The following is a 22,531-nucleotide window of genomic DNA, read 5'->3' as shown; positions in this document are numbered from 1 at the left end:
GGTGAGCGATTGTGCGTACTGGGTCAGGTTGTCAAGGCGGTGAATCGCCAATCGAGCACCGGCACACCCGTGCCGGGTTGCTCGGACTCCCCGACCGTGTCACCGGGCACCACGTAGGCAATCGACCGCAGTCGCACCACCGCGGCACCGCCGCCGATCGATTCGCACGACTCCACCTGCAACTGACTGGTGACGGTGTCGCCTTCGTGCACGGGTCCGAGATGATCGCAGGACTGCCAGCCGAGGACGGTCACCAGATTCGGTAGCGCGCGTGTCGCCTGCGCCAACGCGATCCCGATCGTGTGGCCGCCGTAGACCAGCCTCCGGCCCGCGTTCACCCGGGAATCATGATGTGTCGCAGCAATGTTCAATGTCAGTCGAGCGAGCTCCGGTGCGCTCGACACCACGTCAGCGCTACTGGAGAACGTGGTGCCGGAACGCGCGGCGGTCCATCTCGGGGCCGATGGTGTGAGAGCGGACAGGTTCCACCGCTCAGGGACAGACAAGCTCGCCTGGCTGTCCGCGCCGATGAGCCCGAGGTCGTCAGCCGGTACCGGACGGTCGTTTTTCGGCTCATCGGACAGCGGGATCATCGCGCACCGGTAGAAGTCGAGCACCTTTCGTCCATCTTGATCCGTGGTCTCCATCCGCAGGGCCGCCAAGCCGGTGGGCCGTCGGCCGGGCTTCACCGAATTGGCACGTAGGCCAACCACTTCCGTGCGGGTGCTCAGAGTGTCGCCGATATGCGGAAAGGAATGGAAACGTAGCCCTCGGTAGAAGAGGTTCGCCTTCACGTGATGGGTGGCGAGTGTCGATTGTCCGATGGCAACATCACAGACGAGGCCGGGATGTGCCAGAGGGTTTGGCCGCCCGGTTACTTTCTCGGACAGGTGGGCGTCGAGCGCAAGTCTCAAACGATCGCCGAGGATGGCCTGATGTAGCGCTGCGGCGCCGCTGGTGAGGGTCATCGAGGGGGCTGTGTCGAACACCTGGCCCAAGGAGAGCTCGTCGAAATAGGGGCCGCCGACGGCAATTGCACTGCTGAGTTCGAGTTCGGCCATCGTCTCGGTCTCCTGTGCCATCGCGCTCGCCATGTACGGCCAAAGTCACCGATGATGCTGGCAGCAGGGCTTGTCTGCTGTCAAGGATTCGATTGACAAACCGTGGGCGGCGGCGAAATATGGCCGTACAAATGTCCGAGCCGACGGAGGCAGATGAAACACGACCTGAACGACGAAGAGGCGTTCCTTGTGAAGACGGTTCGCGACTTCGTCGATCGTGAGGTCAAGCCATCGGTTCGCGAGGTCGAGCGCGCCAACGAGTACCCCGAGACGTGGATCGAGCAGATGAAGCAGATCGGCATCTATGGGCTCGCCGTTGCGGAGGAGTATGGCGGCTCGCCGGTGTCCATGCCGTGCTACGCCCAGGTGACCGAGGAGTTGGCGCGCGGTTGGATGAGTTTGGCGGGGGCAATGGGTGGGCACACCGTGGTGGCGAAGTTGCTGTCCACCTTCGGGACAGAAGAGCAGAAACGCAGATTCCTGCCGGTGATGGCAACCGGTGAGCTCCGCGCGACGATGGCGCTGACCGAACCGGGTGGGGGATCGGATCTGCAAGCGATGGCGACGGTCGCGAAGGTTGATGGCGACGACCTCGTGATCAACGGGTCGAAGACGTGGATCAGCAACGCGCGACGTTCCGGACTCATCGCGTTGCTGTGCAAAACCGACCCGGCCGCGACCCCACGTCACCGGGGGATGTCGATTGTTCTCGTGGAACACGGACCGGGGCTAGTTGTCTCGCGAGACCTACCCAAACTCGGTTACAAGGGCGTGGAATCGTGCGAGTTGTCCTTTGACAACTATCGGACCTCGGCGTCGGCCATCCTCGGCGGCACACCCGGTCATGGGTTCGACCAGATGATGAAGGGCCTGGAAACCGGGCGAATCCAGGTTGCCTCGCGCGCACTGGGCGTCGGCGCCGCAGCGCTCGAAGATGCGCTGGCTTACGCGCAACAGCGGGAGAGTTTCGGCCAACCCATCTGGAAACATCAGTCGATCGGTAACTACCTGGCGGACATGGCAACCAAACTGACCGCCGCGCGTCAGCTCACCCGCTACGCCGCGGAAAAGTTCGACTCCGGTGAGCGATGCGACATGGAAGCCGGTATGGCAAAGCTGTTCGCATCGGAGACGGCCATGGAGATCGCATTGAACGCTGTGCGAATCCATGGAGGTTACGGCTACTCCACCGAGTACGACGTCGAGCGTTATTTCCGTGACGCACCGCTGATGATCGTCGGAGAGGGCACGAACGAGATCCAGCGCAATGTCATTGCCGCTCAGTTGGTGTCGCGAGGCGGGTTATGAGGGTGCGCCCATACCATCGCGATGCTTCATGACCGGAAGGAAGCGCGACGCCGAGCCCGCGTATCAGGCGTTGGCAAGACAGTTGCGCCGGGACATCTCCTCAGGCAACTACGACAACGGAATCCGTCTGCCCACCGAATCCGAACTGTCTGATCGTTATGAGGTGAGTAGGCAGACGGTACGCCGAGCGTTCGTCGACCTGGTGGCCGCAGGCATCGTCTACCGCGTCCCGGGACGAGGGACCTTCGTCAACGACGCCGGCGGACGCTATCTGCGCCAACAGGGTTCGATCGAGGACCTGCTGAACCTCTCGACCGACACCACCATGGAAGTCATGAGTGCTCTGCAGCGCCGAGTCGACGTCGAGGCGGCCGGCCGGCTACGGCTGGACAGCGACGTGGTCTATTCGGTGGTGTTCCGACGGTTCCACGAAAACGTGCCTTTTGTCCTGACAACGGTTCACCTGCCCGAGGACACCGCCAGGCTCATCCTCGACGCACCTGAGATGGCCACAGGCGCGATCAGCACGTACACGGTGATCGGTCTGCTCGGGCCGCATCTACCGTCGCCGATCTCTGAGGCCGCACAGTCGATCACAGTGGACACCGCCGATTCGTCTGATGTTGCGCACCTCGGATGCCGCCCCGGCCATCCCGTTCTCCGCATCGACCGTCTCTACAGCGACGACGCCGATGCCATCCGTGAGCTTTCTGTAAGCCACTATCTCCCAGAGCAATACACCTATCGCGTCACACTGCACCGCGCCTGAGGCGAAAAATTCAAAGGCCGGCCGCTTGTGCCAGTCGTCCCAGCGAATGGTGCGGCTGACCGATCAGCTGCGCGGTCCCATGTGCGCGCTTGAAGTACAGATGCGCGTCGTGCTCCCATGTGATGCCGATTCCGCCATGGAGCTGAATGGCCTCGGCGGCAATGTGGTTGAACGCGTCCGAGCAGTACACCCGGGCAGCGTCGGCGAGCGCAAGCGCTTCGTCGGTTCCGTTGACGAGTGCGTCGACGGCTGCGTAGGAGATGGAATGCGCAGTCTCGGTGAGTGCGTACATGTCGGCCATCCGGTGCTTGAGTGCCTGGAATGAGCCGATGACCCGACCGAACTGTTTGCGCGACTTGGTGTATTCGACGGTCAGGTCGAGCGCTGCGCGAGCTGCGCCCACCTGTTCGGCGCTGATCGCGACGAATGCGGTGGCGCGAAGGTTGTTCACCAGATTCTCGGCCGTCGGGATGGCGATGGCATCGACATCCTCGAAGGTGACGGTTGTCAGCGGCCGCGTGGGGTCCATGGTGGGACGGGCTACTCGAGTGATGCCGTCGGCGTTCGCATCCACCTGATGCAGCGTGACGTGCTCACCCGAGCGGGCCAGGACCAGCAGCACGTCGGCATACTCGCCGTCGAGTACGTAGTGGCTGGTGCCGGAGAGAATTCCGCTGCTCGCCTCCACTCCGGGTTCGTTCCAGCCGGATTCGCCTGCCCAGCACAGTGCGGCCACCTTCTCGCCCGATGCCAGGTCAGGAAGCGTACGCGCGCAGGCGTCGTCGTCTCTGCTGAGGAGCAGGGCCTGCGTAGCGAGAACCGCAGAACCGAGCATCGGAACGGGGGAGAGGTGTTTGCCCAATTCTTCGAGGACCACATGGGTTTCGGTGAGCGTGGCGCCGACACCGTCGAACTGCTCCGGGATCGCCAGTGCGGCGACGCCGATCTGTTCGCACAGGGTGGACCACAGAGCCTGGTCGTACCTGTTCTCCGACGACATCGCCGCTCGCACGCTTGCGGAGTCGCCACTGCGGCGTAGCAGCGCAGCAACCGAATCACGTAGTGCGGACTGCTCTTCGGTGTCGATTCCGGGGGAGTAGATGCTCATGCGCTGATCGACTCCAGAACCCGGGACCGATGAACTGCCGGCGTACCCCACGCCGACAGCAGGGCTCGGGTCTTCGTCAGGTACAGCGACAGATCGTGCTCCTGGGTGTAGCCGATGGCGCCGAGCACCTGCAGGCCGACTCGGGATGCGAGGTAGGCGGCCTCTCCCGCGGCGACTTTCGCAGCTGACACATCGCGCGAGGCGAATTGTGGTTCGGGTACTTGTCCGTCCAGGGTGAGCGCTGCTCCGTGAACGAGTGGTCGTGCCATCTCGACGGCGATCGCCACATCGGCGAGATGGTGTTTGACAGCCTGAAATGAACCGATTTCCCGGCCGAACTGCTTTCGCGTTTTCGCGTACTCGCTGGTGAGGGTGAGCATGGTCTGAGCGAGGCCGATGAGCTGCGCCGCGGTCGCCAGGGCACCGAAGTCGAATGCGCGGGAAGCATCGACATCGGCCAGCCGTTCGCCGGCCTGCACCACCGAGAGTGTGCGGGCCAGATCCACCGACGGGCGCGGGTCTGTGCCCACTCCGGTGCTCAAGGTCGAGCCGTCGACGAGGTAGGTGTGTTCGGCGACTTCCACATCGACGGCGAAAGGTACCTCGGGGGGCAGCGCCAGCGTGGCCAGTGCACCTTCTGCCAATGCGGCCAACGGTTCGGTCACTGCGGCGTCGGCAAGCAGGACCGGTACTGCAGCAACGGTTTCGGCAACGGGCCCGGGCACGCCGTAACGGCCGAGTGTCTCGACCGCGACGACCATCTCGACGGCGCCGGCGCCCATACCGCCGTTGTCGTCGGAGATCAGCAGTGCGTTGACGCCGGTCTCCGCCAGCCTCGACCACACCTTGCGCCCCGGTTCGAGGTCGCCAGTGTTCCACGCGCGAATCACCGCGGGCAGATCACTCTTGGCGAGCATGGCGTCGATCGACGACGCGAGATCGCGGTGCTCGTCTTCCAGCAGAAATCTCATCTAGCGGTCCCCTCGCGGAAGTCCGAGCAGTCGTTCGGCAATCACATTTCGCTGGATCTCGTTGGTACCGGCATAAATCGGCCCTGACAGTGAGAACAGGTACCCATCGGTCCAGTCGCCGGACGAGTGCCGAAGCGCGACTTCGGATTCCGGGCCCAGCAGATCCAACGCTGTCTCGTGGGTTGCGATGTCCCACTGTGACCAGAACACCTTGTTGATCGACGACTCCATACCCAGCTGTCCGCCCTCGGCCAGTCTGCTGACGGTGGCAAACGTGGACAGCTCATACGCGCGGGCTCCGATCCACGCATCGGCGACGCGGTCGCCGTGCCCGGCGCGCAGCTCGGGTGCGGTGTCGCGCCACAGGTTCAGCAGCCGGTCGGTGGTGGCAAGGAAGCGGCCGGGGGACCGGAGGGAGAGTCCACGTTCGTTGGCCGCGGTGCTCATGGCCACCTTCCAGCCGTTGTTCACCTCGCCGATCACTCCGGACTCGCCGGGCTGATCTGGATCGTCGGGAACAAAGACGTTCTCCAGGAACAGCTCTGCGAATCCTGGCTCGCCGTCGAGCTGATTGATGGGCCGGACGGTGACACCCTCTGCGCGCAGATCGAACATGAAGTAGGTGATCCCGCGGTGCCGAACCGAGTCAGGGTCGGAACGGAACAGGCCGAAACCCCAGTCCGCGAAGCTCGATCGTGAGCTCCAGGTCTTCTGACCGTTGAGCAGCCAGCCGCCTTCGGTTCGAGTTGCGGTGGATCTCAGCGACGCGAGGTCGCTGCCGGCCTCGGGTTCGCTCCATGCCTGACCCCAGATGTCGTCGGCCCGTGCCATCCGCGGCATGATCCGTGCCAGCTGATCAGGGTGAGCATGTTCAAAAAGTGTTGGTGCCAAAAGGAAGATGCCGTTCTGGCTGACCCGGCCAGGAGCCCCGCTCCGGTAATACTCTTCTTCGAAGATCAGCCAGTGCAGCAGAGGTGCCTCGCGACCGCCGAACTCTTCCGGCCAGCTGACCACCGACATGCGGGCATCGGCCATGGTGGCCTCCCACTGTCGGTGCTGCTCGAAGCCCTCGGCGCTGTCCATGGACCGCAGCGGTTTCTCCGGGACGTTCTCGGACAGCCAGCCCCGGACCTCGTCGCGAAAGATGTTCGCTGCGTCGTCGAAGAGCAGATCCATCAGGACTCCTGCTTGGTTGCGCTGGACTTCATCGACTTGGCGTCCATGCCGCCCAAGGGGTCACCCTCGGGTGCTTCGGCGTTGGCGCTGTGTGCGAAATGGTGCCAGCCGAAGACCGAGTCCATCGCGTTTCGCATGCCCATTTGGTCTTCACAGATGTTGACGGCCTTCTTGCACAACGCGAGTCCCAACTGGGGCATCTCGGCGATGTTCCCGGCGATCTCGTCGACCTTCGCGGCCAGTTCGTCGCGGGGGACAACGTGGTTGACCATGCCCCAGTCGAGAGCTTCCTTGGCTCCGAACCGCTGGCCGGTGAAGAGGATCTCCTTGGCGCGGCGTGGGCCGAGCACAAATGCGTGGGCGAAGTACTCGACTCCGGGGATGCCCATCCTTGCGACCGGGTCGGAGAAGAACGCATCGTCCGAGGCGACGATGAAGTCGCAGATCCAGGCCAGCATCATGCCGCCGGCGATGCAGGCGCCGTGCACCTGTGCGATCACGGGCTTGGGGATCTCCCGCCAGCGGCGGCACATCCCCATGTACACCTCGACTTCGCGGGCCAGGCGCTGGTCACCGCCGGTGCGGTCGGTGTGGTCCCAGTACAGGCTGGCGGTGTTCGGGTACTCGACGTGGAAGTCGCGTTCAGGCGTGCCGATGTCGTGGCCGGCGGAGAAGTGTTTGCCCGCCGCACGCAGGACGATGACCTTGACGTCGGCATCGTTGACGGCGCGCACGAACGCCGCGTCGAGGGAGTACGTCATGACCGAGTTCTGCGCGTTGCGATAGTCGGGACGGTTCAACGTCACGTAGGCGACAGCGCCCACGGTCTCGTACGCCACCGGGGAGGTGTCGACGCCAAGCTCGGAAGCGGTGAGAGGGCTCGGGATAGTCACCTCGTCACCATACCTAGCAAGTGCTTGGTTGGTAAATGGCGCTGTGAGTCGGGCATGGTGGCCCGCGTCGTCGCTCTGCGGGGGCGATTCAGTCAGGAAGTTCCACCATGACCGCTAGCTGGGCTGTTCACGGGACGGAGGGTCACTCGGATAGTCGTCCGGGAAACAACCAGTGGGCAACATTGCGGCGCGTGGCCATCAGCGATCTCAAGGGGCCGCCAGCGGCCGGGTTGCCGTGGCTGTGCATCTCTGACTCTCCGGTCTTCGACCGGGTTGGCGGTGGCGGCGGGGTGTTCACCGAGACGGGTTCAAAAGCGGAAGACATTGCCTGCCCTCGTAGTTCTGGCTGCGGCCGTACCGCAGGCCGCCCTATATCTGTGGCGGCCTGCGACACGGGCGTGCTCATCCGGCGCTTCCGGTTGCTACAGCCTGCGCGATAACGCCGAAAGTGTTTCCGATGACTTCGATGAGGTAAAAGAATGTTGACAGCACGTTTCTCCTTTCGTATTTGATACGTTCTGGGCCGGGGATTTGTGACCTAGGCGGGCCGTTGCATTCGGCTGGTGTGTTCTGGGTCGTTGCCTGTCCGCACGGCGTCGCCGCTGTCGAGTGCAGGACGCGAATTAGGTTGTGGTGCAGGATCATCAGCGGGCTTGTCGTCGTTGTTCATCTCGCTGATCTCACTCTTGAAGATACGCATCGAGCGACCGAGACCGCGTGCGGCGTCGGGTAGTTTTCTCGATCCGAAGAGAATCAGGAAAACGACTACGACGAGAATGATATGCCACGGTTGAAGAGCATTCATTGATCCCCCTGGTGTGCTGATCAGTTCTCGCGCCAGTGCATTCTGTTAGTTGTGGACATATTCTCTGCCACCCCGACTGGTCCAGTGATACGCGAACTGTTTCTATGTAACATGAGTAGCACGATGTGGCAGCAGTCACAAGAATAATTGCGAATCCTTTTCGGAGGATTGCGGCGAGTGCAATGTCTCCGCCGGTACCGAGGTGGCCGGATTCGATCCGCGCCAGCAGCTTGCAAAGTCATCTGTTTGCGGTTGATGAAGGGGCCAACAGGTGGTTGTGGTGATGCCATGCTGAGCGGAGCGTTGGTGATCCGCACCAGCCCGGTGATCGGCTCACGATGAGTGAAGAACCCAGGTCGCGACTCGGTCGCATGCACCGGCTCCGGCCGTCCATTCCGCGACTGATCGCCGTTGCGCTCTGTGGAGCGCTCGTCTCGTTGGCGGTTTCGGCAGGTGCGGCCGGGCCGGCCTGTGCGTGCAGCTGCCGTGGATACACGACGGAGGAAGCTGCATCGGACGCGGATGGTGTCTTTCTCGCCCGAGCCACTGGCAAGGCGTCGTCCGGGTCGGATGACATCTACGAGTTCGCGGTGGCCGAGGTGTTCAAGGGGGAAGTGGACTCTGTCACCACCGTGGGCACCCCGCATGACGGCCCTTCGTGCGGGGTGAAGTTCGAGCTTGGCCGTGACTACCTGCTCTTCGTCGACGCCGGCCTCAGTGCAGGAGTGGGCCGCGGCTGGGAGAGCAACCTGTGCATGGGGCCGGCCACACTGTCGCCGTCCGACGTGAGGGGTGTACTCGAACGGGACTTCGGACCACCACGGCCGCCGAACCCCGCCACGCCGACCCCACTGCTCGATGCCGCCGATGAGGTCCCGGCCACGAGCAGCTGGTGGACGAGGGTGACGGCGGCAGTCCCGTTGCCGCTGCTGGTTGTCGCAGGTGGACTTGTCCTCGCCGCGGTCGGGTGGATCGTCGTGAATCGACGGCGGCGCGGAACGCGGCCATAGTCTTTGTGCGGGCTAGCCTTCCGTCGCCGGCGCGATCATCAAGGAGCTGATCCGTTTCGCGTCGTCCACGGTGAATCGGTTTGCCAGGTCGATTCGGCCGCCTGGGAAGTTTCCTTCGATGCGGTTGATCACAACGATTGCGTCGGCATGCTCTTCGGTTCGCAACCGTGTTGTGGTGTACGTGAACGAATGTGCGACTTCTGAACGCCAGGCGGCGATTTCGCTGCGACCCCGGTAGGTCTTCCCGTCGTCGACCACGATGGCGTCCTCGGTGAACAGGTTCGCGAGGGCCGCGGGATCGGCGTCCGGGGCCGCCTGGAGGTACTCGGTTACGGCGGTTGGCAGGTCAGTGGTTTCGGATGTCATCTCGATGGTTCCTTTCGCGCGTGACGTTGGTTGCGGACCCCACCCTGGCCGTTCCCCTCAGGGGAAGGTCAACTCCCCGGCGACGTCACCGCGAAGGGTTGAGATTCCCCTCAGGGGAAGGGGGAGACTGAGATGGTGCCCAGTTTGATGTCCATCGGTGACTTCAGTCGCGCGACCCGTCTCAGTGCCAAGGCGCTCAGGTTCTACCACCGCGTGGGCCTGCTCGAACCCGCTGCCGTGGACCCGAACAACCAGTACCGCTACTACGGTCGGGGACAGATCGAGGATGCACGGGTCATTCACCATCTCCGCTCGCTCGACATGCCTGTAGAGGAGATCCACCGAGCGCTGCAGGCATCCGGCGAAGAAGCAAAGAACGCAATCATCGCTGACCATCTGCAGCGTATGGAAGAACGGCTGGCGCACACACAGTCCGCGGTGGAGTCGCTTCGTCGACTGTTGACGGACCACTCACAGCCGGTGCGGATCGAACGACGTGACATCGCGAGCATGTCTGCGTTGGTCATCCGCGACACCATCGATCTGGCTGATCTGGGTGCTTGGTTCACAAGTGCCAACGCGGGCCTCGATGACGTTGTCATGCGATCGAGCATCACCACCGATGGGCCGCGCGGAGGACTGTGGTCGACCGAGTTGTTCCTGGACGAACACGGCGAATGTGCCCTTTTTCAACCGGTTGCTCCCTCGAGTGCACCGCCCGAAGGCGACCGGGCAGTACTGGAATCACTGCCCGCCGCGACGCTGGCGGTGGCGACGCACCGGGGCAGCGATGCGACCATCGGCGAGGTGTACGCAGACCTCGGTGCTTACGTCAACGAACACGGTATCGGCGCACCCGGTCCGGTGCGAGAGACCTACCTGGAAGGCACTCCCGGACGAGACGGGACAACCGAGATCGGCTGGCCCATCAACGCTTCGGGCGCCAGCATCTGACCACTCACACCGCGGCGACGGTGCCGCAGATGCCACATTGCTCGAACTGGCGCCGTTTCCAGCGCGCGATCGGGATGAAGAACAGCGTGAATTGCTGGTACTGCTTGATTCGTGCCCACTGCGTGGTGTTGTTGCAGTGAGGGCATGTGCGGGTTTGCCCCGGGCCGAGGTGTTTCTGCTTGGTGCCGAAACCAAAGATGAAGAACACGAAGCCCAGCATATAGCTTCCTTCGAAGCCGGCCAGTGGTCTGCGGTGGATGCAGGTCGATTGGGGTGCGGTGCCCCAGATGGCCGTCCGTGGCGCGGCCGATGACTTCTGTCCTGCCCCTCGGTCTACCCCTCTGGGTACATCGACAGGCAGGAATGCAGACATGACAGGTGCAACGCGCGCGGGCATGACCTCGGTGCGGGCCAACGGTGTACAACTCGGCATCGAGAGATTCGGCCGCGAAGCTGACCCGCTGATCCTTCTGGTCGGCGGCACCACGATGTTGTCGTGGCCGGACGCACTGTGCGAACGCCTCGCAACGGGTGGTCGGCACGTGGTGCGCTACGACCTGCGTGACTCAGGGACCTCGACCACCCTCGACCCGGACAACCCTGCCTACGACCTCCGAGACCTGGCCGCAGACGCGGCCGCGTTGGCAGGGGCGTTCGGGGAACGGGCACATCTCGGCGGAATCGGAGTCGGAGGCATGGTCGCTCAGGTCGCCGCGCTCGACCACCCCGATGTGTTCTCGGCGTTGACCCTCGTCGGCACCCGACCGGTGGCGCCGGGCCCGGCGGACGAGGATTTGCCCGAGCACGACGCAGCGGTCATGGCCGAACTGTTCTCTCGCCCGATGCCGGATTGGAGTGGCAGGGAGGCCGTCGGGACGTTCGCAGCCAAGGGTGCCGAGTCATTGCGTAACGACCCAGCCGAGGCGCGGTCCACGGCGATGCGGATCTGGGACCGGACGCCGTCGACCGAACCGGCGGTGCATCAGGCGAACCAGCTCGGGATGGTGTTCTCCCGCATCGACTGTGCCCCACGATGGCGGGAGCGGCTCGGTGGAGTCGACCTGCCCACCCTCGTGGTGCACGGTCGCGAAGACCCGTTCTTCCCCGTCGGTAACGGCGAGGTCCTCGCCGCCGCAATCCCTGGCGCCCGACTGCTGGTGCTCGACGACATGGGTACCGCACTGCCACATGCGGCCACCGACCGAGTCGCTTCCGCCATGCTCGCTCTCTGACCCCCGTGCCGGACCGCGAATCGGTTGCTTGAGGCCAGAGCGTTTCAGGTCAGGAAGCAGTCGCTGCGGCCAGTCGCCCAAGAGTGTCGGTCAACTGGTCCTCGGTGACGAGCGGGAACTTCACCTGCTCGAGGAGCTTCTTGTCGGTGACCTTTGACCAGTCGTACGTGTGCCGGACCAGAGTCTCGTTGGGGCCCTGAGATTCCAACTCCCACAACCACTCCCAGCCGGGAGGTTCCGTACCGGCGGGTGCGGTCTTCCATGCCAGCAACTTGTCTTTCGCGTAACCGGAGACGTGGTTGTCGGTCTTGTACTCACCGCCCATGTGATCGCCCTGCATGTTCATGGTGAACACCTCGCCGACCTGCTGGATCCGATCGGCGTGGTCCACGCCGCGGATGAACCCCGAACCATCGAGCTCCTGGTGCCGCTCAGGGTTGGAGAGAACGTCGAAAACTGCGTCGACGGGCGCATCGATGGTGCGTTCGACTGTGACCTTCGTGTTTTCGCTCATGCCCCAACACTGCCTAAGAATCGGTGACACGGCAAGGCCGCCCGCGTCGCCTCACCCTGTCTGCCCGCTCGAATCGATATGCATTTCGAGTGAACACGTGCACACTGAACGTATGACCCAACATCGTGCGCTCACAGTGGCGGACAATCCGTTGGCGCTGATCATGCTGGCTGAACTACCCGAAGAAATGTCAGCGGCCGCGTTCAGCGATCAGACGGGCAGCGTGACGCCAGAGATGCTCACCGAGTACATGGCCCTCATCGACCGGCACTGTCCGGCCTCGGCGACGGTGAGTTCGGCAACGTTGCATGCCGCAGTGAACGCACAGCTGGCTGTGTACGCACCGACGATGCCCGAGCTCTGCGCCAGTTACCTCGACAGTCACGGCGGGTTCGGGGCCAACATCTGGGTCAAAGCGGCGGTACTGCAGCTTCGTGATGCTTTGGTGGACGGACGCGCGAACTAGCCCGTCGGACCACCATTCGGCATTCCGCCGGGTGGGACACCGCCCCCGGGCATCTGGCCACCCGCGGGTTCGGTGGTGGCGTCGACCCCCACGGCCAGGGCAACCGTGTACCCGCCGGTGACGTCGCCGGTCACCGACGCCAGCTGGGCGGCACCGGAATCGTCACCGAAGACGTTGTCGCTGTCGAGGCCGACCCGGGTGAGGTTGGCCACGGAATTCTCGTATCCCGGGGTCGCGTAGACGGCGTCGCACACGTCCTGTGGAAGCGCGACCTGCGAGGTGGAGATGGCATTGGTGGAATCGGTGATGCTGTTCTGGTCTGGGTAGACCTCGAAATGGATGTGAGGCCAGCGGCCGCTGTAACAAGCGGGAAAGATGCTGGTGAACTCGACCTTTCCGGCGGCGTCGGCAATCTGGACGCCGCGCAGGAAGTTCTGGTCGGTGACCCCGTCCGAGTACAGGGAGTATCCGCCTTCGCGCGTGCAGTGCCACACGTACACAGCGGCGCCCTCCAGCGGGACACCTCCGTTGGCGAGGTCGGAGACCGTCAGCTGCAAGGTCATCGGAACCCCGTCGGCAGTCCCGCTGAAGTCGCCGAAACTCGAGCGGATGTCGGTGCGGACGATGCCGCTCTGTTCGAGTACGTCGGGTCCGTTGGACCCGTCTCCGGGGTATGGGCCGGCGGTCTCGTCAGGAATTTCGGTCAGTGCCATCGGTGACCCAGTGCTTTTTGTGGTCGATACAGGCGTCGTCGCCGAGCTGGTGGCCGAGTTCGAGTTGCTCGACCCTCCGCACGCCGCCAATCCGACGGTGGCTGCACCCAATCCGAACACTGCCAGCATCCTGCGCCGACTGAACAACGTGTCCACGTCGAAGGCCAAGCCCTGGTCGACCACCTCGTCGGCAGGCCTGGGCAGTCGACGACCCTCGTATGTCGGTGTCGAATCACGTTGCCTGCGCTGTGTCATGTTGCCTCCTCGGTCGATCCGGTTCAATCGTCGAACCGGGTGACATCAGTCTTGATCGACAACCTGGCAATCAGCTGGACGGCCGCTGCGAAGATCCCGCCCACCCACGGTGAGCGGCAGCCGCTGCCGGGGTTGAGCGGCCACCGAGGAACGTGCGGCCGCAACGGTTTCGAGTGCGCTCAGCCGGCGGGCGGCGGCCCGAAGGTGCGCGGCGGTGTGCCGGGAACCAGTGAGAGATGAGTGTGTATCGCCTGCCACGGTTGGTCGACGTCTGATCGGGTCAGCAAGACCGTCGAGCGGCCCGGCCGTTCGAACGGCGTCCCGTTCTCGGTGTAACCGGTCGAGGTCCACAGGCTGAGCCCCCAGCCGGTGAGCTTGTCATCAGACGTGCCGGTCACCATCGAATCCAGGTCGAAACGGAACTCGGTGATACGGCCCCAGATGGAACGCCATTGCTCGTTCTCCAACTCGTCGATACCTCGGACCAGTCGCATGTAGGTCCCGAAGCCGACGACGTCGGGGGCGAACATCGTGCGGGCCTTGTCGTAGTCGACGTCGAGGATCAGCTGACGCCAGCTCTCGAACCAATCCCGGATCGTGATGTCCTGCAAAGTAATCCTCTTCCGCCATAGGGGGCTAGTCTGATGCCGATGTCTGACACCACCGTAGCGCGGGTCGCGCTCGCCGCGATCATGCGAATTCCACTGACACCGAGACGAATTCTGTTCTATGGTGCCCTTCACCGACGCCTGCCGCGTCTGCGGAATCCGCAACGTTTCACCGACAAGGTCAACTGGCGAGTGCGCCATGACCGCCGCGAGTTGTTGGCTCCCACGTGCGACAAGTTGGCCATGAAAGAACTGGCGTCTGGCGCCGCCGGGGATTCTGTGAGGGTCCCGCAGACCCTCTGGGCGGGAACCGATCTGCGAGACCTTGGCTCTGTCGATCTGCCCGATCGATGGATCCTCAAGCCGGCACACCGATTCGGCAAGATCATCGTGGGCCATGGACGCCCCGACATCGACGACCTGCTCGCCCGGACCGACGGGTGGCTCGACAACGAGAACTGGCAGCTCATGGGCGAGTGGGGTTACAGCCGGGCCACGCCGCGGATACTGGTCGAAGAGCGGATCGGTACGTCCGATGCCCTCCCCTCGGACTACAAGTTCTTCGTCTTCGCAGGCGTCGCCCGCTATGTGTTGGTGGTCTCCGATCGAGTTGCCGATCCGCGAGCCTCGTATTACGACATCTCGTGGAATCGGGTTGCGACACATCCCGGGGCAGAGGATCTCCCGCTGGTGCCTGCGCCGCCCCACCTCTCGGAGATGATCGCGATCGCCGAGCGCATCGCGCACGGATTCGACTTCCTCCGCGTCGATCTGTACGACGTGGACGGACACGTCTGGTTCGGCGAAACAACCGCCTATCCGATGAGTGGGCTGGGCAGGTACTCGCCGGATTCCTTCGATGAAGAACTCGGCAGCTGGTGGACGTTGCCCGACCTCTGATCCGGTGTCGCTCCGAATTGTCGGCACTGCAGCCGATCCCGACCTCAGAGCCGACCCTTGAGAATCAGGTTCCAGTACATCTGCGGTAGTCCGTAGCGGTCGAAAGCCCATGCCGATCGTCGTGGTTTGAGCGGGTCGACAAACGACGGTAGCGATGACTCGACGGTGCCGGCCCGGTCGAACTCACCGGCGATCAGTCTGTGGCCGTCGATGGCGACGGGCGCGACCGTGTATCCGTCGTACTCCGCCAACGCTTTTCCCTCGCGGGCAGCGATCAGGTTGTCGACGAGGATGGCGATCTGCCGACGTAGCGCACCGCCGGACGGGTCAGTGGCCACCGCGGCCCCGTCTCCTCCAGCCCAGATGTCTGGGTACGTGTGATGACGGAACGTGTGAGGGTCGATGTCGACGAGACCGCGGGGATCGACGCCGGAAAGTCCGGACAACTCGACCCATAGAGGTCCACGGAACGGCGGGACAAGGTGAAGCATGTCGTAGGGCAGTTGTTCAACCGACCCGGTGGCGCCCGTCACCGATATCTGCCGACCATCGGGATCGAGCTCGGTGACTGCTGTATTGCGCAACACCCGCACGTCGAGGTCGGCGAGAAGGCTGTACAGCCGACCGTCGAGGTCGGGCACACCCAGCAACTCGGGACGGTCGACCACCAGGGTGATGTCGATCCCGGGCAGTCGGCCGGTCTTCTGCCAGTGGGCTGCAGCCAGGAAGAGTGGTTTGAGCGTGGTGCCGGTACAGCTCACCGGCGCGCGGGGCACGGTGAACACGGCCCGACCGCGAGTGGGCATGGTCTTGACCAACTCCCATGTCTCCTCGGCCCGGTCCACGTAATTGCTGGCGACAGCTGAGGATTCGAGGGCCGCGTCGATTCCGGGTAGTGCGTCAGCATCCGGGACGAGCCCGGGCCCGAGAACGAGGTCGCGGTATCGGTATGTACGGCCGGTCGCGCACAGCACCGTCTGCGATGGCGCATCGACCGAGATGGCTGTGTCCTGTATCCACGTGCACTGCTCGGGGGTCACCGATCGCTGGGTTCGTTCGGCGTCGTTCAAGGTCGCCTGCCCGCCACCCACATACGACAGCAGTGGGCGATAGGTGTGGACCCGCTGAGGCTCGATGACGGCGACGTCGGTGATGCCCTTTTTGATCAGCCTGGCCGCGGCACTGATCCCGGCGTTACCGCCGCCGATGACCAGGACGTCGAAGTACTGGTCCGCTGTGCTCGCTGCTGGGGTCATATCGGCCCTGTACCCAGAACCTTCGGTGACCACCCGTCGGCGAGTCATGCACCGGTGTCGACCGCTTCGCGTTGAACGAAGATGACCATCGGGTCGTCGGGCGCGATCATGATGCACGCATCGTCGGTCAGAGTGAGCATGACGGCGCGGGTGGTGTCGATGGACGCGTCGAGTTGGTCGAAGATCTCCGTGGCCAACTGGCTCGGGATCTCGAAGCGGTGGTCATCGAGGTGGACCGCGGTGACCGTGTCCGCGACCGTGTCGCCTGCGGACTCGTCGGCGTCCAACAGAGGGATGTCGGATGCAGTCGACTCCCTGCTCTTGTCGACCATCGGCATTCTCCTCAACGTGTGGTGATGAGTCAGCCTAAGAGATATTCGGTGATCTGGCACCTCGCCTGGGTGTTCAGTCGATTTCGGCCGTGCGTCACCGTCTCCGGTCCCAGGTGATGCTGCGGGAACGGAGTTCGAGGATGACATCGGACCACCTCGTCGTGGTCCATGCCATGCTGCGAGAGTCAGCGGCGCGATGGTCGGCGATCAGGCAACACATTCCTCACCGAGGCGATCGCACGGCCGGCTGCGGATCAACTCATCACCAGGGCCTCCTGCACCGCGGCGTAGAACGCCTTACCCGGGTCGCCGAACACCTCGGTCTCCGGAAAGTACATGGCGGCCATACCGCTGAGAAGTGACCCGCACGCGCCGGGGCGGACCGCGACGGCAAACCACATGCCGATGGAGACACCTTGGATGGTGCGGGTCCAGTCGGCGCGCTCCTCGATGGCATTGGCAACACTCAGCATCAGCTTCGGATCCTTCATGCTCCGAACCCCCGTGCTGCGAAAGCGCTCTGTTTCTGGGTGGTGATCGATGGGCATGTCGACAAATGCATTTTTGTACTCCCTGGATGGGTTGGACAGCTGGCCACTTGGCCAACTGCCCTGACCGTCGCACGAGAGACGCCTACTTGTCGCAGGTCAATGAGTAATTGCTGGTGAGTTAATAAAAGAACATGCCAAATTAACGACCGAAGAGCAGAAAGTACTCGCATCAATCGTCAGGAGGGTGGTGCCCAGCCCGACGGACAATGGTGCGATTGCGGCCCATCCTGCCGCGAGTGGTGGAGCGGCCCCGGGAAAATTGTGACCCAGGCCACAAAACCTAGGTCAGGAATCAGTGAGCAAAATGCTGATTTTTCAAATGGCCGCCGGCTTGTATCTTGCGTAGTCCGTCCATGACCTCGACGAGGTGCTGATGCAGGACGCGGGCCATGTCACGCGAGAATCCTTCCCTCACCACGACTCTGAGAACGGCGACGTCCGTGGCGTCGTCCGGCATCGTGTAGGCGGGTACCTGCCAGCCGTACACCCGGAGTCCGTGGGAGATGTCGAACACCGTGAACGGGCAGGGATCATTCAACTTGAACGTCACGACCGGGATGGCTGAACCGTCGGTCAGGACGTCGATCTCTTCTTCTTCGGCGATCTGCCCGGCGAACCACTGGGCCGTGCTCGACAACGCCTTCATGATGTCGGTGTAGCCGGCGCGCCCGAGCCGCAAGAAGTTGTAGTACTGGCCGATGACCTGGTTGCCGGGACGCGAGAAGTTGAGGGTGAAGGTGGGCATGTCGCCGCCGAGATAATTGACGCGGAACACCAGGTCTTCGGCGAGGTCCTCTTTGCCCCGCCAGACCACGAAACCGACTCCGGGATAGGTGAGTCCGTACTTGTGCCCGCTGACGTTGATCGAAACCACGCGCGGCACCCGGAAGTCCCATTCGACATCGGGATGCAGGAACGGCAGCACAAAACCACCACTGGCCGCGTCGACGTGGATCGGGATGTCCGGGCCGCCATCGGCCGCGAGCTTGTCCAGAGCGGCGGCGACCTCTTTGACCGGCTCGAGTTCGCCTGTGTACGTGGTCCCTGCGATCACCACGACGCCGATCGTGTTCTCGTCCACCGCCTCGGTCACCTGCTCCGGGGTGATGACGTAGCGACCCTCTTCCATCGGCAGATAGCGCGGTTCGACCTCGAAATAGCGGCAGAACTTCTCCCAGACCACTTGAACGTTGCTGCCGAGGACGAGGTTCGGTGTGCCACCCGTCTTCTTCTCGCGCCAGCGCCATTTGAGGGCGAGCCCGCCGAGCATCACCGCCTCCGATGAGCCGATGGTGGAGGCGCCGGTGGCCGTGGATGAGTCCTCGGGGTCGAGTCCGGGAGCGTGGAACAGATCCGCGACCATGCTCACGCACCGGGATTCGATGGCCGCAGTCAACGGATATTCGTCTTTGTCGATCATGTTCTTGTCGAACGTCTCGGCCATCAAGCGCTCGGCCTGCGGATCCATCCACGTGGTCACAAATGTGGCCAGATTGAGGCGTGAATTGCCGTCGAGCATCAATTCGTCGTGAATGAACCGGTACGCGATTTCCGGCTCCATCGAATCGTCCGGAATTCTCAGGGCCGGGACACCCTCGACGGCGAGTCGGCCGGTATATGCGGGAGCAATCAATCCACGTTCGTTCGACATTTGAACTCCATCGCGTTGGATGAGACGCGGTGCTTTTCGACGCCCGCGAAGCGATTTGATCGTACCGTTTGCCGGCCCCGCGTACGGGGAAACTGTTTCTAGGCCTGTGTACGCCGCGCCGGTAGTGTTTGACTCCTGACGGCCGACCTGAGGAGCAAAACGTATGGGGCCCGGATATGGCAACGATCCCAACAAGCCGGATGAACCGTACTGGGGCGGCCAGGATCCTCGACAATCGCAACAGCCGTACTGGGGTCAGCCCTCGGACCAACCTGGTCAGGGACCCAGCGGCACCAGCCAGATGCCCGCGTACGGGTCCGGCTCGATGCCCCAATACGGCGATCCCCAGTACGGCGGTAACCAGTACGGCGGACCGGCCTATGGCCCACCCGCCTACGGTCCCCAAGGTCAGCCCGCGTACGGGGAGCCATACGACCCGAACAATCCCTACGGCAACAACCCTTACGGTGGCGGACCTCCATACGGAGAGCCTCCGTACGGGGGCGGCTACGGCGGTCCCCCGAACGGCCCCGACGATGGGGGCAGCAAAAAGACGCTGTTGATCATCCTGGGCGTGGTGGTCGCACTGATCGTCGTGGCCGGCGGAGCGTTTGCGGCCCTCGCACTGATGGGCAATTCCGACAACGACTCCCCATCGGCGACCTCCACCTCGGCAACGTCGACCACCGAGACGACAACCACCCGGGAAACCGACGACACCACCACCACGGAGACCACCACCACGCGTTCGACTGCGGGAACGGTCGAGTACGAGGTGACCGGTTCGGCGATGCTGATCTTGTACAGCGATCGTGACGGCGAGAAGACCGAGTCCGATCCCCGCACGCCGTGGACCAAGACCATCGACCGCGCACCGGATACGTTGCAGCTCAGTGCATTTTCGGTCGACGGCAATGACGTGACGTGCTCTATCAAGGTGGACGGGAAGGTCGTCGCCGACGAGAAGGGTGTGTTGGCGGTCTGCGTCCATCTCGGCTCATGAGCACGCCATGGGCTCGGGGTCGGTACCGGACGGTGGCAGATCACCTCGTCCCGCTCGCCGAGGACCTGGTGGCCGTTGCCGGTCGTCGTATGCCGTTGGCCGGTGCGGTCGTCTACGACCTCGCCTGCGGAACCGGCAGCGCGGCACTGCTCTGCGCTCGTGAAGGGGCGCAGGTCACCGGGGTCGACCTGACCGTTGAACTGCTAGACGAAGCAGAGGTGGAGGCGGCACGTTCGGGCCTCGACATCCGCTGGGTGTGTGCGGACGCAAGCGCGACCGGACTACCACCAGCCGACGTGGTGCTCTCCAGCGTGGGGATCATCTTCGTGCAGCCCGAGCCTCAGATCACCGAGGTCCGCAGATTGCTGGAGCCCGGCGGGACATTCGCGTACACCGCGTGGGCATCGGCGCCGGAGCAGCCGCTGTTCTCTCCGATCGCCGACGTGCTCGGCCCGTCGCCGGCGCCGCAGTTCGGTGACGTGTCGCCCGAATCGTGGGCCGACCCGGCCGTCATCGAGCAGAGGCTGACCGATGGCTTCATCGATGTCGTGGTGGATGAGCGAGACCATCTGTGGCAGTTCGGTTCCGTGGACGAGGCGATGCATCTGGTGACCAGTGAATCCCCCGTGCACGTCAACCTGCTGTCCATGATCGACGACGAACGAGGTCAGCAGGTGATCAACGGTTTTCGGGACGTGTTCGGCGAACTCGCGCACGCCGACGGGTCGGTGACCTTCGCGGCCCCGTACGTGGTGGTGAGCGCAACCAGGGACAGGGCGTCGTGGCAATGACCGACCCTCGCAGGCAAGCGCAGATGGCCACGTCGTTCGGTCGCGAAGCAGCGTCGTACAGCAAGGGCCGGCCGGACTACCCGGAATCGGCGATCGCCCATCTCGTTCCGTCCGACGCCCGGGTGGTCGTCGACATCGGCGCCGGCACAGGCAAACTCACCGTTTCGCTCCTTTCGCCGGGGCGGACGGTGATCGCAGTGGAGCCCGATCGCGTGATGCTCGACGCGTTGTCCTCGGCATTGCCGACAGTGCACTCGGTACCGGGCACGGCCGAGCAGACGACACTCGACGACTCGGTGGCCGATGTCCTGACCTACGGCCAGGCCTGGCACTGGGTGCAGCCCGAGCCGGCGACCGCCGAAGCGGCCCGGGTACTGCAACCCGGTGGACGGATCGGCCTCGTGTGGAACATCCGGGACGAGTCCGTTTCGTGGGTGGCAGCGCTCACCGACATCATGTCCGCCAGCGCTGCCGAAACATTCGTGGCCAGGGGAGGACCTCGCTTACGAACACACTTCGGTCCGTTGGAACACAAGGCCTTCGACTGGGAGCGCCGGATGACATCGGAGCAGCTCGTTGCCATGGCAGCATCGCGCAGCCACGTCATCACCGCAGCCGACGCCGAACGCACACGGATCCTCGAGGGAGTGCAGGAGCTGGCGGACGGCGTGGCCGACAGCGACGGAGTCATCGTGTTGCCCTACCGGACGCACGTGTACCGCGCCCACCGACTCTGAGCTGCCGGCACGCCGAGTTCGGCTCACCATGAACAAAATCGGCCGGCCATGCTGACGCCGTCGCAGCGGTGGTGTTCTATGGATGAGATGCGAACGCTCCCTCGCCGGCGGACCTGGATCAGGCTCACCCTGGTGCCGTTGATCGTCATGCTGCTGGCGACCGTCGTCGCAGGCTGCTTCGATCCGCTCAACCGTGCGGGATCGCGTGATCCCGATCCCCGTCACATCGTCGTCGGATCAGGGGGCGTGCTGGAAAGCCAGATCATCGGTCAGATCTACATCGATGTTCTCGAGGCCAACGGGTTCACAGCCGAGAACCAGCTCAATTCGGGTACCCGTGAGCGTTACCTTCCCGCCCTGCGCGCCGGCGACATCGACATCGCGCCCGACTACATCGGGAACCTGCTTCAGTATCTGGCAGCGGCCGCTCCCGAGTTGTCCGAGGAAGAGGTGACGAAGTACTCGTCGCTGACGTCGTTGCCCGACATCGAGAATGCGTTGCCCGCAGTACTCGGTGACGATCTGTTGACCTACACGCCGGCTCCCGGGTCCAACTCGGACTCGGTGACCGTCACCCGACAGAGCGCAGAGAAGTGGAACCTGGTGTCCATCGCGGACCTCGCGCGAGTGGCGCAGTCGGAGACCGTCAGCTTCATGGCCAACAGCGAGTTCGCCACTCGTGAGGTGGGGGTACCGGGTCTGCGCCGAAACTATGGTCTGGACGTCGACTTCAAACCCAACAACGACAGCGGCGGCCAGGCAACCATCAACGAACTGACCAGCGGTCGGGTCACCGCCGCCGACATCTACACCACAACGCCCGCGATAACCACGGAAAACCTTGTGGTGCTGGAAGACCCGAAACACAATTTCCCCGCCAACAACATCGTGCCGGTGCTGGCGAAGTCGAAGGACTCGCCGGAACTACGCAAGGTGCTCGACGCGGTGTCCGCGCAACTGACCGTCGAAGAACTCCGATCTCTGAACGAGATGGTCTCGGGGGCACAGAAACTCGAGGTCGAGGACGCAGCCGAACGCTGGGTGCGGGACCACGGGCTCAACAAGCAACTGGGGTCATGAGATGACCGATGGAAGGAAGCC

General features: G+C 63.6%; 26 protein-coding genes. 11 read left to right on the top strand and 15 right to left on the bottom strand.

Going from position 1 to position 22,531, the window contains the following annotated elements; translation table 11 throughout:
• Positions 1 to 23: 23 nt before the first annotated feature.
• Positions 24 to 1,082 carry a MaoC family dehydratase gene (locus tag KXR83_RS22655; protein WP_437426770.1) on the bottom strand — a complete coding sequence of 353 codons (1,059 nt, stop codon included), beginning with the start codon at positions 1,080 to 1,082 and terminating at the stop codon, positions 24 to 26.
• A 132-nt stretch (positions 1,083 to 1,214) separates the two neighbouring features.
• On the opposite strand from KXR83_RS22655, the gene KXR83_RS22650 reads away from it, so the two are divergent.
• Together KXR83_RS22650 and KXR83_RS22645 are read left to right on the top strand one after the other, a co-directional pair.
• On the top strand, positions 1,215 to 2,369 hold the full coding sequence (locus tag KXR83_RS22650) for an acyl-CoA dehydrogenase family protein (RefSeq protein WP_437426769.1): 1,155 nt from the start codon (positions 1,215 to 1,217) through the stop codon (positions 2,367 to 2,369).
• Between the two features lie 28 nt (positions 2,370 to 2,397).
• Entirely contained in the window at positions 2,398 to 3,138 is a 741-nt protein-coding gene (locus KXR83_RS22645) for a GntR family transcriptional regulator (protein WP_317713678.1), read from the top strand.
• 10 nt (positions 3,139 to 3,148) lie between these two features.
• Here KXR83_RS22645 and KXR83_RS22640 read toward each other — a convergent pair whose 3' ends face one another.
• The 5 genes from KXR83_RS22640 to tatA all read right to left on the bottom strand — a co-directional run bounded on the left by KXR83_RS22640 (position 3,149) and on the right by tatA (position 8,091).
• A complete protein-coding gene (locus KXR83_RS22640) occupies positions 3,149 to 4,246 on the bottom strand; it encodes an acyl-CoA dehydrogenase family protein (protein WP_437426768.1) in 1,098 nt (365 codons plus the stop codon).
• Positions 4,243 to 5,217 carry an acyl-CoA dehydrogenase family protein gene (locus tag KXR83_RS22635; protein WP_437426767.1) on the bottom strand — a complete coding sequence of 325 codons (975 nt, stop codon included), beginning with the start codon at positions 5,215 to 5,217 and terminating at the stop codon, positions 4,243 to 4,245. Before KXR83_RS22635 ends, KXR83_RS22640 begins: the two co-directional genes overlap by 4 nt.
• Positions 5,218 to 6,393 carry an acyl-CoA dehydrogenase family protein gene (locus tag KXR83_RS22630; protein ID WP_437426766.1) on the bottom strand — a complete coding sequence of 392 codons (1,176 nt, stop codon included), beginning with the start codon at positions 6,391 to 6,393 and terminating at the stop codon, positions 5,218 to 5,220.
• On the bottom strand, positions 6,393 to 7,286 hold the full coding sequence (locus tag KXR83_RS22625; RefSeq protein ID WP_317713674.1) for an enoyl-CoA hydratase: 894 nt from the start codon (positions 7,284 to 7,286) through the stop codon (positions 6,393 to 6,395). Before KXR83_RS22625 ends, KXR83_RS22630 begins: the two co-directional genes overlap by 1 nt.
• 538 nt (positions 7,287 to 7,824) lie before the next feature.
• Positions 7,825 to 8,091 (bottom strand): Sec-independent protein translocase subunit TatA, encoded by a 267-nt coding sequence (gene tatA, locus KXR83_RS22620; protein ID WP_437426765.1) that lies wholly within the window; start codon positions 8,089 to 8,091, stop codon positions 7,825 to 7,827.
• 338 nt (positions 8,092 to 8,429) lie between these two features.
• On the opposite strand from tatA, the gene KXR83_RS22615 reads away from it, so the two are divergent.
• The gene (locus tag KXR83_RS22615; protein WP_437426764.1) at positions 8,430 to 9,101 is read left to right on the top strand and encodes a hypothetical protein; all 672 of its coding nucleotides are present in this window, start codon (positions 8,430 to 8,432) and stop codon (positions 9,099 to 9,101) included.
• 12 nt (positions 9,102 to 9,113) lie between these two features.
• Here KXR83_RS22615 and KXR83_RS22610 read toward each other — a convergent pair whose 3' ends face one another.
• Complete coding sequence (locus tag KXR83_RS22610; RefSeq protein WP_437426763.1) at positions 9,114 to 9,467, bottom strand: nuclear transport factor 2 family protein; 354 nt, start codon at positions 9,465 to 9,467, stop codon at positions 9,114 to 9,116.
• A 132-nt stretch (positions 9,468 to 9,599) separates the two neighbouring features.
• On the opposite strand from KXR83_RS22610, the gene KXR83_RS22605 reads away from it, so the two are divergent.
• The gene (locus KXR83_RS22605; RefSeq protein ID WP_437426762.1) at positions 9,600 to 10,421 is read left to right on the top strand and encodes a MerR family transcriptional regulator; all 822 of its coding nucleotides are present in this window, start codon (positions 9,600 to 9,602) and stop codon (positions 10,419 to 10,421) included.
• 4 nt (positions 10,422 to 10,425) lie between these two features.
• Here KXR83_RS22605 and KXR83_RS22600 read toward each other — a convergent pair whose 3' ends face one another.
• Positions 10,426 to 10,629 (bottom strand): zinc-ribbon domain-containing protein, encoded by a 204-nt coding sequence (locus KXR83_RS22600; RefSeq protein ID WP_243404498.1) that lies wholly within the window; start codon positions 10,627 to 10,629, stop codon positions 10,426 to 10,428.
• Between the two features lie 163 nt (positions 10,630 to 10,792).
• Between KXR83_RS22600 and KXR83_RS22595 the strand changes: the two genes are divergently transcribed.
• The gene (locus KXR83_RS22595; RefSeq protein ID WP_437426761.1) at positions 10,793 to 11,653 is read left to right on the top strand and encodes an alpha/beta fold hydrolase; all 861 of its coding nucleotides are present in this window, start codon (positions 10,793 to 10,795) and stop codon (positions 11,651 to 11,653) included.
• A gap of 49 nt (positions 11,654 to 11,702) precedes the next feature.
• On the opposite strand, the gene KXR83_RS22590 is transcribed toward KXR83_RS22595, so the two are convergent.
• Positions 11,703 to 12,167 (bottom strand): SRPBCC family protein, encoded by a 465-nt coding sequence (locus KXR83_RS22590; RefSeq protein ID WP_317713666.1) that lies wholly within the window; start codon positions 12,165 to 12,167, stop codon positions 11,703 to 11,705.
• A 112-nt stretch (positions 12,168 to 12,279) separates the two neighbouring features.
• Here KXR83_RS22590 and KXR83_RS22585 point away from each other — a divergent pair, with 112 nt between their 5' ends.
• Positions 12,280 to 12,633, top strand: a complete 354-nt coding sequence (locus KXR83_RS22585) for a hypothetical protein (RefSeq protein WP_437426760.1) — start codon at positions 12,280 to 12,282, stop codon at positions 12,631 to 12,633.
• On the opposite strand, the gene KXR83_RS22580 is transcribed toward KXR83_RS22585, so the two are convergent.
• Complete coding sequence (locus KXR83_RS22580) at positions 12,630 to 13,601, bottom strand: intradiol ring-cleavage dioxygenase (RefSeq protein WP_437426759.1); 972 nt, start codon at positions 13,599 to 13,601, stop codon at positions 12,630 to 12,632. The two genes, KXR83_RS22585 and KXR83_RS22580, sit on opposite strands and share 4 nt — an antisense overlap.
• Positions 13,602 to 13,780: 179 nt before the next feature.
• Positions 13,781 to 14,212 (bottom strand): YybH family protein, encoded by a 432-nt coding sequence (locus KXR83_RS22575; RefSeq protein WP_437426758.1) that lies wholly within the window; start codon positions 14,210 to 14,212, stop codon positions 13,781 to 13,783.
• Between the two features lie 39 nt (positions 14,213 to 14,251).
• On the opposite strand from KXR83_RS22575, the gene KXR83_RS22570 reads away from it, so the two are divergent.
• A complete protein-coding gene (locus tag KXR83_RS22570) occupies positions 14,252 to 15,109 on the top strand; it encodes an ATP-grasp fold amidoligase family protein (protein WP_437426757.1) in 858 nt (285 codons plus the stop codon).
• A 44-nt stretch (positions 15,110 to 15,153) separates the two neighbouring features.
• Here the strand turns inward: KXR83_RS22570 and KXR83_RS22565 are convergent, their stop codons facing one another.
• From KXR83_RS22565 to KXR83_RS22550, 4 genes are all read right to left on the bottom strand, one after another.
• On the bottom strand, positions 15,154 to 16,365 hold the full coding sequence (locus KXR83_RS22565; RefSeq protein ID WP_437426756.1) for an NAD(P)/FAD-dependent oxidoreductase: 1,212 nt from the start codon (positions 16,363 to 16,365) through the stop codon (positions 15,154 to 15,156).
• A gap of 44 nt (positions 16,366 to 16,409) precedes the next feature.
• Positions 16,410 to 16,697 (bottom strand): hypothetical protein, encoded by a 288-nt coding sequence (locus tag KXR83_RS22560; RefSeq protein WP_437426755.1) that lies wholly within the window; start codon positions 16,695 to 16,697, stop codon positions 16,410 to 16,412.
• 254 nt (positions 16,698 to 16,951) lie between these two features.
• Positions 16,952 to 17,188: a hypothetical protein gene (locus KXR83_RS22555; protein WP_030168661.1), complete on the bottom strand. Its 237-nt coding sequence runs from the start codon at positions 17,186 to 17,188 to the stop codon at positions 16,952 to 16,954.
• Between the two features lie 352 nt (positions 17,189 to 17,540).
• Complete coding sequence (locus KXR83_RS22550; RefSeq protein WP_437426754.1) at positions 17,541 to 18,899, bottom strand: glutamate decarboxylase; 1,359 nt, start codon at positions 18,897 to 18,899, stop codon at positions 17,541 to 17,543.
• Between the two features lie 163 nt (positions 18,900 to 19,062).
• On the opposite strand from KXR83_RS22550, the gene KXR83_RS22545 reads away from it, so the two are divergent.
• The 4 genes from KXR83_RS22545 (at position 19,063) to KXR83_RS22530 (ending at position 22,510) form a co-directional block, all read left to right on the top strand.
• Entirely contained in the window at positions 19,063 to 19,902 is an 840-nt protein-coding gene (locus KXR83_RS22545) for a hypothetical protein (RefSeq protein WP_437426753.1), read from the top strand.
• The gene (locus KXR83_RS22540) at positions 19,899 to 20,693 is read left to right on the top strand and encodes a class I SAM-dependent methyltransferase (RefSeq protein WP_437426752.1); all 795 of its coding nucleotides are present in this window, start codon (positions 19,899 to 19,901) and stop codon (positions 20,691 to 20,693) included. The genes KXR83_RS22545 and KXR83_RS22540 overlap by 4 nt, the downstream gene beginning before the upstream one ends.
• Complete coding sequence (locus KXR83_RS22535) at positions 20,690 to 21,430, top strand: class I SAM-dependent methyltransferase (protein ID WP_437426751.1); 741 nt, start codon at positions 20,690 to 20,692, stop codon at positions 21,428 to 21,430. Before KXR83_RS22540 ends, KXR83_RS22535 begins: the two co-directional genes overlap by 4 nt.
• A gap of 78 nt (positions 21,431 to 21,508) precedes the next feature.
• Positions 21,509 to 22,510, top strand: coding sequence for an ABC transporter substrate-binding protein (locus KXR83_RS22530; protein WP_437426750.1), 1,002 nt, complete (start codon positions 21,509 to 21,511; stop codon positions 22,508 to 22,510).
• Positions 22,511 to 22,531: the final 21 nt, after the last annotated feature.

Source organism: Williamsia muralis (genome assembly GCF_051487485.1).
Lineage (GTDB): Bacteria > Actinomycetota > Actinomycetes > Mycobacteriales > Mycobacteriaceae > Williamsia > Williamsia muralis_B.
This window is presented reverse-complemented; position numbering and strand designations above follow the sequence as displayed.